24 protein-coding genes and 1 pseudogene are annotated in these 13,289 nt (G+C 59.0%); all 25 read right to left on the reverse strand.

Annotated elements, in window-relative coordinates; all coding sequences use genetic code 11:
• Positions 1-216: 216 nt before the first annotated feature.
• A complete protein-coding gene (gene rpsM / locus ASD31_RS16000; protein WP_037100637.1) occupies positions 217-585 on the reverse strand; it encodes a 30S ribosomal protein S13 in 369 nt (122 codons plus the stop codon).
• A 222-nt stretch (positions 586-807) separates the two neighbouring features.
• A complete protein-coding gene (locus tag ASD31_RS16005; protein ID WP_056335717.1) occupies positions 808-1,404 on the reverse strand; it encodes an adenylate kinase in 597 nt (198 codons plus the stop codon).
• Positions 1,401-2,741: a preprotein translocase subunit SecY gene (secY, locus tag ASD31_RS16010; RefSeq protein ID WP_056335721.1), complete on the reverse strand. Its 1,341-nt coding sequence runs from the start codon at positions 2,739-2,741 to the stop codon at positions 1,401-1,403. The genes ASD31_RS16005 and secY overlap by 4 nt, the downstream gene beginning before the upstream one ends.
• A 253-nt stretch (positions 2,742-2,994) precedes the next feature.
• Positions 2,995-3,465 carry a 50S ribosomal protein L15 gene (gene rplO, locus ASD31_RS16015; protein ID WP_056335724.1) on the reverse strand — a complete coding sequence of 157 codons (471 nt, stop codon included), beginning with the start codon at positions 3,463-3,465 and terminating at the stop codon, positions 2,995-2,997.
• A 13-nt stretch (positions 3,466-3,478) separates the two neighbouring features.
• Positions 3,479-3,682: a 50S ribosomal protein L30 gene (rpmD, locus tag ASD31_RS16020; protein ID WP_056335727.1), complete on the reverse strand. Its 204-nt coding sequence runs from the start codon at positions 3,680-3,682 to the stop codon at positions 3,479-3,481.
• A 12-nt stretch (positions 3,683-3,694) separates the two neighbouring features.
• Positions 3,695-4,264, reverse strand: coding sequence for a 30S ribosomal protein S5 (gene rpsE, locus ASD31_RS16025; protein WP_056335730.1), 570 nt, complete (start codon positions 4,262-4,264; stop codon positions 3,695-3,697).
• 134 nt (positions 4,265-4,398) lie between these two features.
• Positions 4,399-4,761, reverse strand: a complete 363-nt coding sequence (gene rplR / locus ASD31_RS16030) for a 50S ribosomal protein L18 (protein WP_037100619.1) — start codon at positions 4,759-4,761, stop codon at positions 4,399-4,401.
• A gap of 12 nt (positions 4,762-4,773) precedes the next feature.
• Positions 4,774-5,310 (reverse strand): 50S ribosomal protein L6, encoded by a 537-nt coding sequence (rplF, locus tag ASD31_RS16035; protein WP_056335732.1) that lies wholly within the window; start codon positions 5,308-5,310, stop codon positions 4,774-4,776.
• A gap of 41 nt (positions 5,311-5,351) precedes the next feature.
• Entirely contained in the window at positions 5,352-5,750 is a 399-nt protein-coding gene (rpsH, locus tag ASD31_RS16040; RefSeq protein WP_056335736.1) for a 30S ribosomal protein S8, read from the reverse strand.
• A gap of 12 nt (positions 5,751-5,762) precedes the next feature.
• Entirely contained in the window at positions 5,763-6,068 is a 306-nt protein-coding gene (gene rpsN / locus ASD31_RS16045) for a 30S ribosomal protein S14 (RefSeq protein WP_056335737.1), read from the reverse strand.
• 31 nt (positions 6,069-6,099) lie between these two features.
• Entirely contained in the window at positions 6,100-6,660 is a 561-nt protein-coding gene (gene rplE / locus ASD31_RS16050; protein ID WP_056335740.1) for a 50S ribosomal protein L5, read from the reverse strand.
• Complete coding sequence (gene rplX, locus ASD31_RS16055) at positions 6,653-6,964, reverse strand: 50S ribosomal protein L24 (protein ID WP_056335743.1); 312 nt, start codon at positions 6,962-6,964, stop codon at positions 6,653-6,655. Before rplX ends, rplE begins: the two co-directional genes overlap by 8 nt.
• A 12-nt stretch (positions 6,965-6,976) precedes the next feature.
• Positions 6,977-7,345 carry a 50S ribosomal protein L14 gene (gene rplN, locus ASD31_RS16060; protein WP_018328276.1) on the reverse strand — a complete coding sequence of 123 codons (369 nt, stop codon included), beginning with the start codon at positions 7,343-7,345 and terminating at the stop codon, positions 6,977-6,979.
• A 241-nt stretch (positions 7,346-7,586) separates the two neighbouring features.
• Positions 7,587-7,823, reverse strand: coding sequence for a 30S ribosomal protein S17 (gene rpsQ / locus ASD31_RS16065; RefSeq protein ID WP_037100601.1), 237 nt, complete (start codon positions 7,821-7,823; stop codon positions 7,587-7,589).
• Positions 7,824-7,835: 12 nt separating this feature from the next.
• A complete protein-coding gene (gene rpmC / locus ASD31_RS16070; protein ID WP_037100598.1) occupies positions 7,836-8,036 on the reverse strand; it encodes a 50S ribosomal protein L29 in 201 nt (66 codons plus the stop codon).
• A gap of 13 nt (positions 8,037-8,049) precedes the next feature.
• Positions 8,050-8,463, reverse strand: coding sequence for a 50S ribosomal protein L16 (rplP, locus tag ASD31_RS16075; RefSeq protein ID WP_018239489.1), 414 nt, complete (start codon positions 8,461-8,463; stop codon positions 8,050-8,052).
• A 38-nt stretch (positions 8,464-8,501) separates the two neighbouring features.
• The gene (rpsC, locus tag ASD31_RS16080; protein ID WP_056335745.1) at positions 8,502-9,215 is read right to left on the reverse strand and encodes a 30S ribosomal protein S3; all 714 of its coding nucleotides are present in this window, start codon (positions 9,213-9,215) and stop codon (positions 8,502-8,504) included.
• Complete coding sequence (gene rplV / locus ASD31_RS16085) at positions 9,215-9,604, reverse strand: 50S ribosomal protein L22 (RefSeq protein WP_056335750.1); 390 nt, start codon at positions 9,602-9,604, stop codon at positions 9,215-9,217. Before rplV ends, rpsC begins: the two co-directional genes overlap by 1 nt.
• 2 nt (positions 9,605-9,606) lie before the next feature.
• Entirely contained in the window at positions 9,607-9,885 is a 279-nt protein-coding gene (gene rpsS / locus ASD31_RS16090) for a 30S ribosomal protein S19 (protein ID WP_056335754.1), read from the reverse strand.
• Between the two features lie 15 nt (positions 9,886-9,900).
• Positions 9,901-10,737 carry a 50S ribosomal protein L2 gene (gene rplB, locus ASD31_RS16095; protein ID WP_056335757.1) on the reverse strand — a complete coding sequence of 279 codons (837 nt, stop codon included), beginning with the start codon at positions 10,735-10,737 and terminating at the stop codon, positions 9,901-9,903.
• Positions 10,738-10,748: 11 nt separating this feature from the next.
• Positions 10,749-11,042, reverse strand: coding sequence for a 50S ribosomal protein L23 (locus ASD31_RS16100; RefSeq protein ID WP_056335759.1), 294 nt, complete (start codon positions 11,040-11,042; stop codon positions 10,749-10,751).
• A complete protein-coding gene (rplD, locus tag ASD31_RS16105; RefSeq protein ID WP_056335761.1) occupies positions 11,039-11,659 on the reverse strand; it encodes a 50S ribosomal protein L4 in 621 nt (206 codons plus the stop codon). Before rplD ends, ASD31_RS16100 begins: the two co-directional genes overlap by 4 nt.
• Before the next feature lie 12 nt (positions 11,660-11,671).
• Positions 11,672-12,352, reverse strand: a complete 681-nt coding sequence (rplC, locus tag ASD31_RS16110; RefSeq protein ID WP_056335775.1) for a 50S ribosomal protein L3 — start codon at positions 12,350-12,352, stop codon at positions 11,672-11,674.
• Between the two features lie 138 nt (positions 12,353-12,490).
• Positions 12,491-12,799: a 30S ribosomal protein S10 gene (rpsJ, locus tag ASD31_RS16115; protein WP_003507767.1), complete on the reverse strand. Its 309-nt coding sequence runs from the start codon at positions 12,797-12,799 to the stop codon at positions 12,491-12,493.
• A 291-nt stretch (positions 12,800-13,090) separates the two neighbouring features.
• Positions 13,091-13,289: pseudogene (tuf, locus tag ASD31_RS16120) on the reverse strand (elongation factor Tu); the annotation flags it as partial.

Consider the following 13,289-nt stretch of genomic DNA (forward strand, 5'->3'; position numbering starts at 1 on the left):
CTTCACCGCCGTAACACCAGCGGCTCCACCGGGAAGAGGAAACCCCCTGCCCTGAATATTCAGTCATGCGCGAAGCGACAAACCAATCCGCGCGGCGATATCGTCACTGCCGTAATGCCAGCAGCTCCACCGGAAGGACACGAAGCAGCGCCCCTCCGAAACTAGAAAAGAGGCCGGCGCCAGGCACCAGCCTCCGCATTTCCCATGCGGGGAAACTTACTTCTTCTTGCCTGCAATCGCCTTTGCCGGACCCTTGCGGGTGCGGGCATTGGTGTGCGTGCGCTGGCCGCGAACCGGCAGCGAGCGACGATGACGCAGGCCGCGATAGCAACCCAGATCCATCAGACGCTTGATGTTCATCGAGGTCTCGCGACGCAGGTCGCCTTCGACCTGGTAGTCGCGGTCGATGGTTTCGCGGATCTGAAGAACTTCAGCATCCGTCAATTGATGCACACGACGTTCAGCCGGGATACCGACCTTCTCGACGATTTCCTGTGCGAACTTCGCTCCGATCCCGTGAATGTAACGAAGCGCGATTACTACGCGCTTGCTCGTCGGGATGTTGACGCCAGCGATACGTGCCACGCCTGTTCTCCTTGCTTCCAGTTGCCGTCCGGCAATAGGTGCTTCGTTATGCAGCCCAAAGGCCGACGTTAAAATCGTGTTCGGGACACGTCAAAAGAATCGCGCCCGGACTTCGTTCGTGAAATCCGCGCCGATCCCTTGCATGTCGCGAGTTAGCGCGGTCTTTGAAGGAATCGACCACAAAAGTCAACTCCCCGGCGGCCCTTTTTCAAGAACGGCCTCTCAGGCGTCGGCCGAAGCCGAAGCCAGTATCCTGTTGATTTCGGCGGTGACGGTCTCAACCGCCGCCATGCCGTCTACCGTACGAAGCTGGCCGGTCATCGCATAATGCTGCGACAGCGGCGCCGTCTTCTCGCGATATTCGACAAGCCGTTTCCTGAACGCTTCCGGATTGTCGTCGGAGCGAACCTTGCCGCCTGCGGCAAGTGTTTCAGCTACCCGATTCTCGATCCGCCGCACAAGAGCGGTTTCATCGACTTTCAATTCGATTACGGAATCGAGCTGCAAACCTTTTCCCTTGAGCATGGCATCCAGCGCCACGGCCTGCGGGACGGTGCGCGGATAGCCATCGAGAATGAAGCCGGCGGCGCAATCGGCCATGTCGATCCGGTCCGAAACGATCTCGTTGACGATCTCGTCGGAGACCAGCTGGCCAGCGTCCATGACGGCCTTGGCGCGCTTGCCGACATCGCTGCCGTCAGCCACGGCAGCCCGCAGCATATCACCGGTGGACAGTTGCGGAATGCCGTATTTTTCTGTCAGGAGCTTGGCTTGCGTTCCCTTGCCAGCTCCCGGCGGTCCCAGAAATATCAGTCTCATCGGCCCCTCTTCCCTCCGCGCAGCTTTGATTTCTTGATCAGCCCCTCATATTGCTGAGCAATCAGGTGACCCTGTATCTGTGCTACAGTATCAAGGGTAACGCTGACAACAATCAAAAGCGACGTACCACCAAGGTAGAACGGCACGCCGGTCTGCGCGATGAGAACTTCAGGCAGAATGCAGACGAAGACCAGATAGAGCGCGCCGACTGCGGTGATGCGTGTCAGCACGTAATCGATATATTCCGCGGTGCGCTCGCCCGGGCGAATCCCCAGGATGAAGCCGCCGTGCTTCTTCAGATTGTCGGCCGTATCCTTCGGATTGAAGACGATGGCCGTATAGAAGAAGGCGAAGAAGGCGATCATGGCGCCGGAGAGGATCATATAGAGCGGCTGGCCGTGGCCGAGCGCGGCAATAACCGTGGTCGCCCAGCCGGGAAGGCTCGCGCTATTGGCAAAGCCTGCAAGCGTTGCCGGCAGAAGCAGCAGCGACGAGGCGAAGATGGCAGGAATGACGCCAGCCGTGTTGAGCTTCAGCGGCAGATGCGAGGTATCGCCCTGGAACATCTTGTTGCCGACCTGGCGCTTCGGATACTGGATCAGAAGCCGGCGCTGCGCCCGCTCGACGAAGACGATCAGCGCGATGACGGCCACCACCATGACGATGACGGCCAGGATGAGCGGCGTCGACAGGGCGCCGGTGCGGCCGAGTTCCAGCGTTCCGGCGAAGGCGGACGGCAGAGCGGCGACGATGCCCGCGAAAATGATCAGCGAAATGCCGTTGCCGATGCCGCGCGAGGTGATCTGCTCACCCAGCCACATCAGGAACATGGTGCCGCCGAGCAACGAAATGACCGTCGAAACCCTGAAGAACCAGCCTGGATCGGCCACGAGACCGTTGCCGCTTTCAAGGCCGGCGGCGATGGCATAGGCCTGCACCGTGCCGAGCAGAACCGTGCCGTAGCGCGTATACTGGTTGATGACCTTGCGGCCCTGCTCGCCTTCCTTCTTCAACTGTTCGAGCGAAGGGACGACGGAGGTCATCAGCTGAACAATGATGGAGGCAGAGATATAGGGCATGATGCCGAGCGCGAAGATCGCCATGCGCTCGACGGCGCCACCCGAAAACATGTTGAAAAGGCCGAGAATGCCGCCGCTCTGGCTCTGGAAAGCCTGGGCGAACGCTTCCAGATTGAGGCCTGGCAGCGGGATATAGGTTCCCAGTCGATAGATCAGCAGGGCGCCCAGCGTGAACCAGAGGCGTTTCTTCAGATCATGCGCCTTGGAGAAAGTCGAAAAATTCAGATTGGAGGCGAGCTGTTCCGCTGCAGAAGCCATGCAATTCTCCGCGTAGCCAGTTCGAAACCCGCGGGAAAACCCGGTCGGCTCCGGAAAGGCTATCTTCTTTTATGAAAACCGGCCTGGAAATGATTGCAGACGCAATCCCGTGCCATACCGCGGTTCCCGTTCAATATTCTGCGCCGGACAAATCCGGCCGCGCATTCCGCCCGCCAGTCATATGGGCCATGAGGCTCTCATATGGGAGCAAAACCGCCCGGTGTGAAGCACCCCGGGCGGTCGATAGCGATAATTATTCGGCAGCGCCGGCGAGAAGCTTGATGGCGCCGCCAGCCTTTTCGATCTTTTCGATCGCAGGCTTGGATGCACCGGCAACTTCGAGCGACAGCTTCGCCTTCAGTTCGCCATCGGCGAGAACGCGGATGCCGTCCTTGGCGCGACGGATGACGCCGGCGGCCTGGAGAGCAGCAGCATCGATGGTCTTGGACGCATCAAGCTTCTTGGCATCGATGGCGATCTGGATGCGGCCGAGCGACACAACGACAAAATCCGAACGGAAGATGTTGTTGAAGCCGCGCTTCGGCAGGCGACGGTAGATGGGCATCTGGCCGCCTTCGAAGCCGTTGATAGCCACGCCCGAACGTGCCTTCTGACCCTTGACACCGCGGCCGGCAGTCTTGCCGGATCCGGAGCCGATGCCGCGGCCGAGACGCTTGCGGTTCTTGGTCGAACCTTCGTTGTCTTTGATTTCATTCAGTTTCATGATGGTATCCCCCTCACTTCTCGTCGACGACGCGAACGAGGTGCTGGACGGCCCGGATCATGCCACGAACGGAAGGTGTATCTTCCAGGGTGCTGACCCGGTGCATCTTGTTGAGACCGAGGCCGATCAGCGTTGCGCGCTGTACGGCCGGGCGGCGAATGGGGCTACCGATCTGTTCGACCGAAACCGTCTTCTTTGCAGCTTCTTTCTTGACCATTGTCTGGCTCCCTTATTCTTCGGAAGCAACGCCGGCGGATACGCGGCGGCCCTGCAGGGTGGCATATTTCATGCCGCGCTGAGCTGCGATATCCTTCGGGTGCATCTGGTTCTTCAGGGCGTCGAACGTGGCGCGAATCATGTTGTACGGGTTCGACGAACCGGTCGACTTCGCAACAACGTCATGCATGCCCAGCGTTTCGAACACGGCGCGCATCGGGCCACCGGCGATGATGCCGGTACCGGCCTTGGCAGCGCGCAGCAGAACCTTGCCGGCGCCATGACGGCCATGAACGTCATGATGAAGCGTGCGGCCCGAGCGCAGCGGAACGAAGATCAGTTCGCGCTTGGCAGCTTCGGTGGCCTTGCGGATGGCTTCCGGCACTTCGCGTGCCTTGCCATGTCCAAAGCCGACGCGGCCCTTCTGGTCGCCGACGACGACGAGAGCAGCAAAGCCGAAACGACGGCCGCCCTTGACGACTTTCGCGACGCGGTTGATGGCGACGAGCTTATCGACGAATTCGCTGTCGCGCTCCTCGCGGTTCTGGCGATCGTCGCGAGAACCTCTTTTTTCTTGTGCCATTGTCCTTTTCCTTTTTCTTTTCCGGGTGCAATCGGCAGATTGACAAAAGTCGCTTCGGTTTCATTGAACCGAAGCGACCGGGTATTATCTGTGCAGCTTGGTCGAGTCCAGACACGAATGCCTGGAAAAGTGCATCAGAAGTTCAGGCCACCCTCGCGGGCTGCCTCGGCCAGCGCCTTGACGCGGCCGTGATAGATGAAGGCGCCACGGTCAAAGACGACGTCCTTGACACCAGCCTTCGAGGCGCGCTCCGCGAGGAGCTTGCCAACGGCAGCAGCAGCTGCCGTGTCGGCACCCGTCTTGAGCGACGGACGCAGATCCGTGTCGAGTGTCGAGGCAGACGCAACGGTCTTGCCGGCAACATCATCGATAACCTGTGCATAGATGTTCTTCGACGAGCGATGAACGGACAGGCGCAGGCGGCCATTGGCGACTGCCTTGACTTGACGGCGCACGCGGCTGGCGCGACGCACAAGTGTATCTTTCCTTGTAGCCATTTCGCGTGCTCCTTACTTCTTCTTGCCTTCTTTGCGGATGATCCGCTCGCCGGCATACTTGACGCCCTTGCCCTTGTAGGGCTCGGGGCCACGGTATTCGCGGATTTCCGCGGCAACCTGGCCGACCTGCTGCTTGTTGATGCCGGTGACGACGATTTCCGTCGGCTTCGGCACAGCGATCGAAATGCCTTCCGGGGTCTCGTAGACCACGTCATGGCTGAAGCCGAGCGCCAGCTGCAGGTTCTTGCCCTGCATGGAGGCACGATAGCCGACGCCGTTGATCTCGAGCTTGCGCTCAAAACCGTCCTTGACGCCCTTGAAGATGTTTTCGATCATCGTGCGGGACATGCCCCACTTCGAGCGAGCATCCTTGGACTGGTCGACCGGGGTCACCGAGACCATATTATTGTCTTCCAGCTTTACGACGACTTCGTCGTTAGCAACGAAGAAGAGTTCACCCTTCGGGCCCTTTGCAGTCACCGTCTGGCCATTAATCGTGGCCGTGACACCTGCAGGAACCGAAACGGGTTTTTTACCGATACGAGACATTGTTCACCTGTCTGTCCGTTATGGAGATCACTGCTGCCGTATTAGAATACGGAGCAGAGAACCTCGCCACCAACGTTCTGTTCGCGTGCCTGGTGATCAGCCATCACACCTTTCGGAGTCGAAAGGATAGTGATGCCGAGACCGTTCGCGACCTGCGGAATGGACTTGACCGAGACATAAACCCGGCGGCCCGGCTTGGATACGCGGCCGATCTCACGGATCACCGACGCACCTTCGTAGTATTTCAGTTCGATATTGATCTCGGCCTTGCCGTTACCAAATTCGGTTTCCGAATAACCGCGGATATAACCTTCAGCCTGAAGGACATCCAGGACGCGTGCGCGCAGCTTGGAAGCCGGAGTAGAAACACTCGACTTGCGGCGTGCAGCACCGTTGCGGATACGGGTGAGCATATCGCCCAGCGGATCAGTCATTGCCATGTGCCCGTCTCCTTACCAGCTCGACTTAACAATGCCCGGCACCTTGCCGAAATTGCCAAGTTCACGAAGCGCAATACGCGACATCTTGAGTTTGCGATAATATGCGCGCGGGCGACCGGTCACTTCGCAACGGTTGCGAACGCGGGTCTTGGAACCGTCACGCGGGAGGCTGGCCAGCTTCAGAGTAGCCTTGAAGCGCTCTTCGATCGGAAGAGACTGGTTCATGATGGTTGCTTTCAGGGCTGCCCGCTTTCCGGCATCCTGGGCAACCGACTTACGGCGGCGATTGTTCTTTTCAATTGCGCTCGTCTTCGCCATTCAACTTAATCCTTCTGCTTGTCGTTACGGCTTACTGGCGGAACGGGAAGTTGAACTCTGTCAAAAGAGCCCGCGCTTCGTCGTCGTTGGTTGCCGTCGTGCAAACGATGATGTCCATGCCCCACATCTGATCAACCTTGTCGTAGTTGATCTCCGGGAACACAATGTGCTCCTTGATGCCCATGGCGAAGTTGCCACGGCCGTCAAAGCTCTTCGGATTCAGGCCGCGGAAATCTCGAACGCGCGGAAGCGCGATGTTGATCAGGCGATCCAGGAATTCATACATGCGAACGCCGCGCAGCGTAACCTTGGCGCCGATCGGCATGCCTTCGCGCAGCTTGAAGCCGGCGATGGAATTGCGGGCCTTGGTGATGACTGCCTTCTGGCCGGCAATGGCAGCGAGATCGGCAGCTGCAACAGTCGGCTTCTTGGAATCGGCGGTCGATTCGCCAACACCCATGTTGATGACGATCTTGTCGAGACGCGGGATCTGCATGACGTTGGCGTAGGAGAACTTCTCCTGCATCGCCTTGGTGATGCGCTCGACATAGTCCGTCTTCAGACGGGGCTCATACTTCTTGGTGTCAGCCATCGATCGACACTCCCGAACGCTTTGCGACGCGAACCTTCTTGTCGCCCTCGACCTTGAAACCGACGCGGGTCGGCTTGCCGTCCTTGGGGTCGGCGATCGCGATGTTCGACAGATGGATCGACGCTTCCTTGTTGATGATACCGGCTTCCTGGCTCTGGGTCTGGCGCTGGTGACGCTTCACCATGTTGACGCCACGCACAACAGCTCGGTCTTCCTTCGGCATGACCTGGAGAACTTCCCCAGAGCGGCCCTTGTCCTTGCCGGTCAATACGACGACCTTGTCGCCCTTGCGAATCTTTTGCATCTCTATCGCTCCTTACAGCACTTCTGGAGCCAGCGAGATGATCTTCATGTGGTTCTTGGCGCGAAGTTCGCGCGGAACCGGTCCGAAGATACGGGTGCCGATCGGCTCTTTCTTGTTGTCGATAAGAACAGCTGCGTTGTTATCGAACCGGATGACGCTGCCGTCCGGACGACGGATGTCCTTGGCGGTACGTACGACAACCGCCTTCATCACATCACCCTTCTTGACGCGGCCGCGCGGAATAGCTTCCTTGATCGAAACGACGATAATGTCGCCGACCGAAGCGTATTTACGCTTGGAGCCGCCTAGCACCTTGATGCACATGACACGACGTGCGCCGGAATTATCCGCCACGTCGAGGTTTGTTTGCATCTGAATCATGTCAGGTCGCCTTCTTGTTGTGACCGGACCGGTTGGGCCAGCCTCATCAGACTGAGAGCCCCCTGTTCCAGCTTCTGAAATTTCTGTTCTCGCGCGGGATCGATCGTTGCCAGGGTGGTTTCCTTGAAACAGGACCTTCCGTGCGCTCAAAGCAAAAGAACGCCCGTAACCGAGCGTCCTTGCGCTGCTTCATACAGATTTTCGCAGCCGACGCAAGGGCCGGATGCGAAAGTCTTAAGAATTAGGCCTGAACGGAAACGACCGTCCAGGTCTTGTCCTTGGAAATCGGCGCGCATTCCTCGATGGAAACCTGATCGCCGACCTTGTACTGGTTGTTCTCGTCATGCGCCTTGTACTTCTTGGACCGGCGAACGGTCTTCTGGAAGATCGGGTGCGCGAATCGACGCTCGACACGGACCACGACGGTCTTATCGTTCTTGTCGCTGACGACTGTGCCCTGCAGAATGCGTTTTGGCATATTCTTGGATCCTTAAGCCTTGGCTTCTGCCGCCTTCTGGCGGGCAATGGTTTTGACGCGCGCAATGTCCTTGCGGACTTCATTGATGCGCGACGACTTTTCGAGCTGGCCGGTGGCCTTCTGGAAGCGCAGGTTGAACTGCTCCTTCTTCAGCTTGGCAAGCTCTTCGTTGAGCTGATCGGCGCTGAGCGCGCGGACGGTATCGGCTTTCATTGGGCTTTACTCCTTACTCTGCAATGCGCTGAACGAAGCGCGTCTTGACAGAGAGTTTCGCAGCACCAAGGCGAAGCGCCTCGCGGGCGAGTTCTTCGCTGACGCCGTCGATTTCGAACATCATTCGGCCGGGCTTGACCTTGCATGCCCAGTATTCGACCGAACCCTTACCTTTACCCATACGAACTTCGGTCGGCTTGGCCGTAACCGGAACGTCAGGGAATACGCGGATCCAGACGCGGCCGGCACGTTTCATGTGACGGGTGATCGCGCGGCGGGCCGCTTCGATCTCGCGTGCGTTGACGCGGTTCGGCTCCTGAGACTTCAGGCCGAATTCACCGAAAGCAAGGTCGGAACCGCCCTTGGCAACGCCCTTGATGCGTCCCTTGAACTGCTTGCGGTACTTAGTGCGCTTTGGCTGCAACATTTTTTTAATTCTCCGATATTAGCTGCCAGGAACGACTGTTACGCGTTTTCGCGACGACGGTTGTTGCTGCTGGGGCCCTGGGCATCACTCTCGGACGCGCGACGCTCGGAAGCCATCGGGTCGTGTTCGAGAATTTCGCCCTTGAAGATCCAGACCTTGATGCCGCAGATACCGAAGGCGGTATGCGCTTCGGCAACACCGTAGTCGATGTCGGCGCGAAGCGTGTGCAACGGCACGCGGCCTTCGCGGTACCATTCGGTACGGGCAATTTCAGCACCGCCGAGACGGCCGCCGCAGGTGATCTTGATGCCTTCGGCGCCAAGACGCATGGCGGACTGAACGGCGCGCTTCATTGCACGGCGGAACGCCACGCGACGCTCGAGCTGCTGGGCGATCGACTGGGCGACGAGCGTCGAGTCGACTTCCGGCTTGCGCACTTCAACGATGTTGAGATGCGTTTCCGACTTGGTCATCTCGGCAATCTTCTTGCGCAGCTTTTCGATGTCCGCGCCCTTCTTGCCGATGATCAGGCCCGGGCGAGCCGAGTGGATCGTGACGCGGCACTTCTTGTGCGGACGCTCGATGACCACCTTGGCGATACCGGCCTGCTTCAGCTCTTCCATGACATAGGCACGGATCTTCAGGTCTTCATGAAGAAGCTGACCATATTCGGCGTTGTCGGCGAACCAGCGGCTGTCCCAGGTGCGGTTGATGCCGAGGCGGAAACCGACTGGATTGATCTTCTGACCCATTACGCGGCCTCCCCTTTAGCTTCGACTTCGCGAACAACGATCGTCAGATGCGCGAAAGGCTTTTCGATACGCGAGGCGCGGCCACGGCCACGGGCGTGGAAACGCTTCATGACGATGGACTTGCCCACATAGGCCTCGGCGACGACAAGGCTGTCGACGTCGAGATCATGGTTGTTCTCGGCATTTGCAATCGCGGATTCCAGCGTCTTCTTGACGGTATCCGAAATGCGCTTGCGCGAGAATTCCAGTTCGGCCAGAGCCCGGTCGACCTTCTTGCCGCGGATCATCGCGGCAACCAGGTTGAGCTTCTGGGGGCTGACGCGGATCGTGCGCGCAACTGCCTGCGCCTCATTATCCTTCAGCCGGCGTTCGGCTTTTGCCTTGCCCATAATTACTTCCTCTTTGCCTTCTTGTCCGCACCGTGACCGTAATAGGTCCGGGTCGGAGAGAATTCACCGAACTTGTGTCCGACCATGTCTTCGTTGACACTGACCGGCACATGCTTGCTGCCGTTGTAGACGCCGAACGTGAGACCGACGAACTGCGGCAGGATGGTGGAGCGACGGCTCCACATCTTGATCACTTCGTTACGACCGCCTTCACGAACCTTCTCAGCCTTCTTGAGAAGATAGCCGTCAACAAACGGACCTTTCCATACTGAACGAGCCATTGGAGACTTCCTCTCTTACTTCTTACGCTGATGACGCGAGCGCATGATGAACTTGTCGGTCGACTTGTTCGAGCGCGTCCGCTTGCCCTTGGTGGGCTTGCCCCAAGGCGAAACCGGATGACGACCACCCGAGGTGCGGCCTTCACCACCGCCGTGCGGATGGTCAACAGGGTTCATGACGACGCCGCGAACATGCGGACGCTTGCCGCGCCACACCGAACGACCGGCCTTGCCGTCGTTGATGTTGCCGTGATCCGGGTTCGATACGGCGCCGACCGTTGCAAGGCAGGAGCCGTGCACGAGGCGCTGTTCACCCGAGGACAGACGAAGGATCGCCATGCCCTGGTCGCGACCGACCAGCTGGACATAGGCGCCGGCGGAACGGGCGATCTGGCCGCCCTTGCCCGGCTTCATCTCGACATTGTGAACGATCGAACCAACCGGCATGTACTGAAGCGGCATGGAATTGCCGGGCTTCACGTCAACCTGCTTTTCCGAAGCGATCACCTTGTCGCCGGCAGCAAGGCGCTGCGGAGCGATGATATAGGCCTGCTCGCCGTCCGCATAGTTGATCAGCGCGATGAACGCCGTGCGGTTCGGGTCGTATTCGAGACGTGCGACCGTGCCCTCAACGTCGAACTTGCGACGCTTGAAGTCGATCAGACGGTAGGTGCGCTTGTGACCGCCACCCTGGAAACGCACGGTGATGCGTCCGGTATTGTTGCGACCGCCTTTGGAGGACAGGCCTTCGGTCAGCGACTTGACCGGCTTGCCCTTATGCAGGCCGGACCGATCGACGATGACCAGCTGACGCTGGCTCGGAGTGATCGGATTGAAACTTTTCAATGCCATTGTTCTATTCCTCAGAGTCCGGTGGAGACGTCGATGGTCTGACCGTCAGCAAGTGTGACGATCGCCTTCTTGACATCCTTCTGCCGGCCAGCGAAGCCACGGAAGCGCTTCAGCTTGCCCTTGCGGACCAGCGTGTTCACAGCCGTCACCTTGACGCCGAACAATGCTTCGATCGCAGCCTTGATTTCCGGCTTCGACGCATCCTTGGCGACGTTGAAGATGATCTGGTTCTGTTCAGAAACCAGGGTCGACTTTTCGGTGATCGAGGGAGAAACGATCACATCGTAGTGGCGAAGATCAGTCATTTGAACCGCTCCTCAAGAGCTTCAACTGCAGCCTTGGACAGGACGAGCTTGCCGCGGCGCAGAATATCGTAAACATTGATGCCCTGGACCGGCAGAACGTCCACATTCGGGATGTTCTGGGCTGCGAGCTTGAAATTGCCATCGAGTTCGGCACCGCCGATGAACAGCGCATTGGTCAGGCCGAGCGTCGCGAATGCGCCGGTCAGCACCTTCGTCTTGGCTTCAGCGGCAACCAGGTTGTCGACGATGATCAGCTCTTCGGCGCGAAGCTTGGCGGACAGCGCATGGCGCAGGCCAAGAGCGCGAACCTTCTTCGGCAGGTCGTGGGCATGGCTGCGAACAACCGGGCCGTGGGCCTTGCCGCCGCCGCGGAACTGCGGAGCGCGTGCCGAATGGTGGCGGGCGCGGCCCGTACCCTTCTGCTTGAACATCTTGGCGCCGGTGCGGGAAATTTCCGCGCGGCCCTTGGTCTTGTGCGTGCCCTGCTGCTTCTTGGCGAGCTGCCAGCGAACGACGCGGGCAATGATATCTTCGCGCGGCTCAAGGCCGAAAATCGCGTCGGACAGGGAAACCTTACCGGCTTCTTTGCCCTCGAGTGTGGTGACTTTGAGATCCATGATCTGGCCCCCTTACTTGGCTGCGCGCACGGCGGCCGGACGCGGAGCGTCCGCCGGAGTGCCGGACTTGATGGCGTCGCGAACGACGATCCATGCGCCCTTGGAGCCGGGTACGGCGCCCTTGACGAGGATCAGACCGCGGTCTTCATCGGTGGAGACCACTTCCAGGTTCTGGGTGGTGATGCGCGTCTGGCCCATGTGACCAGCCATGCGCTTGCCCTTCCAGACGCGGCCCGGATCCTGGTTGGAACCCGTCGAACCATGCGAACGGTGTGATACGGACACGCCGTGCGTTGCACGCAGACCACCGAAATTGTGGCGCTTGATCGCACCAGCGAAACCCTTACCGACGGAGGTGCCGGTGACATCGACGAGCTGGCCGGCGACGAAATGGTTTGCGGTGAGTTCGGCGCCGACATCGATCAGATTGTCCGACGAAACGCGGAACTCGACGACCTTGGCCTTCGGCTCTACATTGGCGGCGGCGAACTGGCCACGCAGCGGCTTGCTTGTGTTCTTGACCTTGGACTGGCCGGCACCGAGCTGAACTGCGGTGTAGCCATTCTTGTCTTCCGTGCGATGGGCCACCACCTGGCAGTTTTCCATCCGCAATACTGTGACCGGGACATGCTCACCAGCGTCATTATAGACGCGGGTCATCCCGACTTTCTGTGCAATCACACCTGAACGCATTGGTTCATTCCTCTTAAGAGTTAGCGACGGAGAGAACCCCGTTGCATCTCTGGTTTAAGGTCTCCCTCGGATCACTCGATCAAAGGGTCGCCCGTTTTTGGAAGCCGTTGGACCGAAATCCACGTACCTTCCTTGTTATTAAAGCTTGATTTCCACGTCGACGCCGGCAGCCAGGTCGAGCTTCATCAGCGCGTCAACGGTCTGCGGAGTGGGATCGACGATATCAAGAAGGCGCTTGTGGGTACGCATCTCGAACTGTTCGCGGCTCTTCTTGTCGACGTGAGGCGACCGGTTGACCGTGAATTTTTCAATCCGGGTCGGAAGCGGCACCGGGCCGCGTACGCTTGCACCGGTACGCTTGGCCGTCGACACGATTTCGCGCGTAGAAGCGTCAAGAATCCGGTGATCAAACGCCTTGAGGCGGATGCGGATGTTTTGGCCGTTCATTCGACTTGTCCTTGTTCTCTTTTGGGCGAAGGCCTCAGGCGAGGCACTTCGTCGTTCGTTACCGGGTGCTGATGCTTCAAAGAGCACAAGGAGCAAATCGCTCCCTGTCCGAATCTGCAAATCGACCCGCCAAATATACGGAATTAACGTCCGGCACAATGACCGAACGCCTACGGAAGCGTGTTTTTTTCACGCTCCCGCCAATTCGAGAGGCATACGAGGAAATCGCATGCTTCGACCAACAAATGATCGAGGAAACGGCGTGATGAAACGCCGTTTCCTTAGCGTCGATTACTCGACGATGGATGCAACGATGCCGGCGCCGACGGTGCGGCCGCCTTCGCGGATGGCGAAGCGCAGCTTTTCTTCCATGGCGATCGGCACGATCAGCTCGACGGCAACGGTGACGTTGTCGCCGGGCATGACCATTTCCGTGCCTTCCGGAAGCGACACGATGCCGGTCACGTCGGTGGTGCGGAAGTAGAACTGC

The sequence above is a fragment of the Rhizobium sp. Root482 genome (assembly GCF_001426565.1).
In the GTDB taxonomy this organism is placed as follows: Bacteria; Pseudomonadota; Alphaproteobacteria; order Rhizobiales; family Rhizobiaceae; genus Pararhizobium.

What these genes read in the sequence shown, in the direction of transcription:
- secY (WP_056335721.1), bottom strand. Translation starts at nt 2,741, where the DNA reads ATGGCTTCTGCAGCGGAACAGCTCGCCTCCAATCTGAATTTTTCGACT.
- rplE (WP_056335740.1), bottom strand. Translation starts at nt 6,660, where the DNA reads ATGGCTGACACCAAGAAGTATGAGCCCCGTCTGAAGACGGACTATGTC.
- rplP (WP_018239489.1), bottom strand. Translation starts at nt 8,463, where the DNA reads ATGTTGCAGCCAAAGCGCACTAAGTACCGCAAGCAGTTCAAGGGACGC.
- rplN (WP_018328276.1), bottom strand. Translation starts at nt 7,345, where the DNA reads ATGATTCAGATGCAAACAAACCTCGACGTGGCGGATAATTCCGGCGCA.
- rpsC (WP_056335745.1), bottom strand. Translation starts at nt 9,215, where the DNA reads ATGGGTCAGAAGATCAATCCAGTCGGTTTCCGCCTCGGCATCAACCGC.
- rplR (WP_037100619.1), bottom strand. Translation starts at nt 4,761, where the DNA reads ATGGCTACAAGGAAAGATACACTTGTGCGTCGCGCCAGCCGCGTGCGC.
- rplD (WP_056335761.1), bottom strand. Translation starts at nt 11,659, where the DNA reads ATGGATCTCAAAGTCACCACACTCGAGGGCAAAGAAGCCGGTAAGGTT.
- rplC (WP_056335775.1), bottom strand. Translation starts at nt 12,352, where the DNA reads ATGCGTTCAGGTGTGATTGCACAGAAAGTCGGGATGACCCGCGTCTAT.
- rplX (WP_056335743.1), bottom strand. Translation starts at nt 6,964, where the DNA reads ATGCAAAAGATTCGCAAGGGCGACAAGGTCGTCGTATTGACCGGCAAG.
- rpsE (WP_056335730.1), bottom strand. Translation starts at nt 4,264, where the DNA reads ATGGCACAAGAAAAAAGAGGTTCTCGCGACGATCGCCAGAACCGCGAG.
- rpsJ (WP_003507767.1), bottom strand. Translation starts at nt 12,799, where the DNA reads ATGAACGGCCAAAACATCCGCATCCGCCTCAAGGCGTTTGATCACCGG.
- rpmC (WP_037100598.1), bottom strand. Translation starts at nt 8,036, where the DNA reads ATGAAAGCCGATACCGTCCGCGCGCTCAGCGCCGATCAGCTCAACGAA.
- ASD31_RS16005 (WP_056335717.1), bottom strand. Translation starts at nt 1,404, where the DNA reads ATGAGACTGATATTTCTGGGACCGCCGGGAGCTGGCAAGGGAACGCAA.
- rplV (WP_056335750.1), bottom strand. Translation starts at nt 9,604, where the DNA reads ATGGGCAAGGCAAAAGCCGAACGCCGGCTGAAGGATAATGAGGCGCAG.
- rpmD (WP_056335727.1), bottom strand. Translation starts at nt 3,682, where the DNA reads ATGGTCAAGAAAGAAGCTGCAAAGAAGACGGTTTCGGTCGAACAGATC.
- rpsQ (WP_037100601.1), bottom strand. Translation starts at nt 7,823, where the DNA reads ATGCCAAAACGCATTCTGCAGGGCACAGTCGTCAGCGACAAGAACGAT.
- rplB (WP_056335757.1), bottom strand. Translation starts at nt 10,737, where the DNA reads ATGGCATTGAAAAGTTTCAATCCGATCACTCCGAGCCAGCGTCAGCTG.
- rpsS (WP_056335754.1), bottom strand. Translation starts at nt 9,885, where the DNA reads ATGGCTCGTTCAGTATGGAAAGGTCCGTTTGTTGACGGCTATCTTCTC.
- rpsH (WP_056335736.1), bottom strand. Translation starts at nt 5,750, where the DNA reads ATGGCAATGACTGATCCGCTGGGCGATATGCTCACCCGTATCCGCAAC.
- rplF (WP_056335732.1), bottom strand. Translation starts at nt 5,310, where the DNA reads ATGTCTCGTATCGGTAAAAAACCCGTTTCGGTTCCTGCAGGTGTCACG.
- rplO (WP_056335724.1), bottom strand. Translation starts at nt 3,465, where the DNA reads ATGAAACTGAATGAAATCAAAGACAACGAAGGTTCGACCAAGAACCGC.
- rpsN (WP_056335737.1), bottom strand. Translation starts at nt 6,068, where the DNA reads ATGGCGAAGACGAGCGCAATTGAAAAGAACAATCGCCGCCGTAAGTCG.
- ASD31_RS16100 (WP_056335759.1), bottom strand. Translation starts at nt 11,042, where the DNA reads ATGACTGATCTTCGCCACTACGATGTGATCGTTTCTCCCTCGATCACC.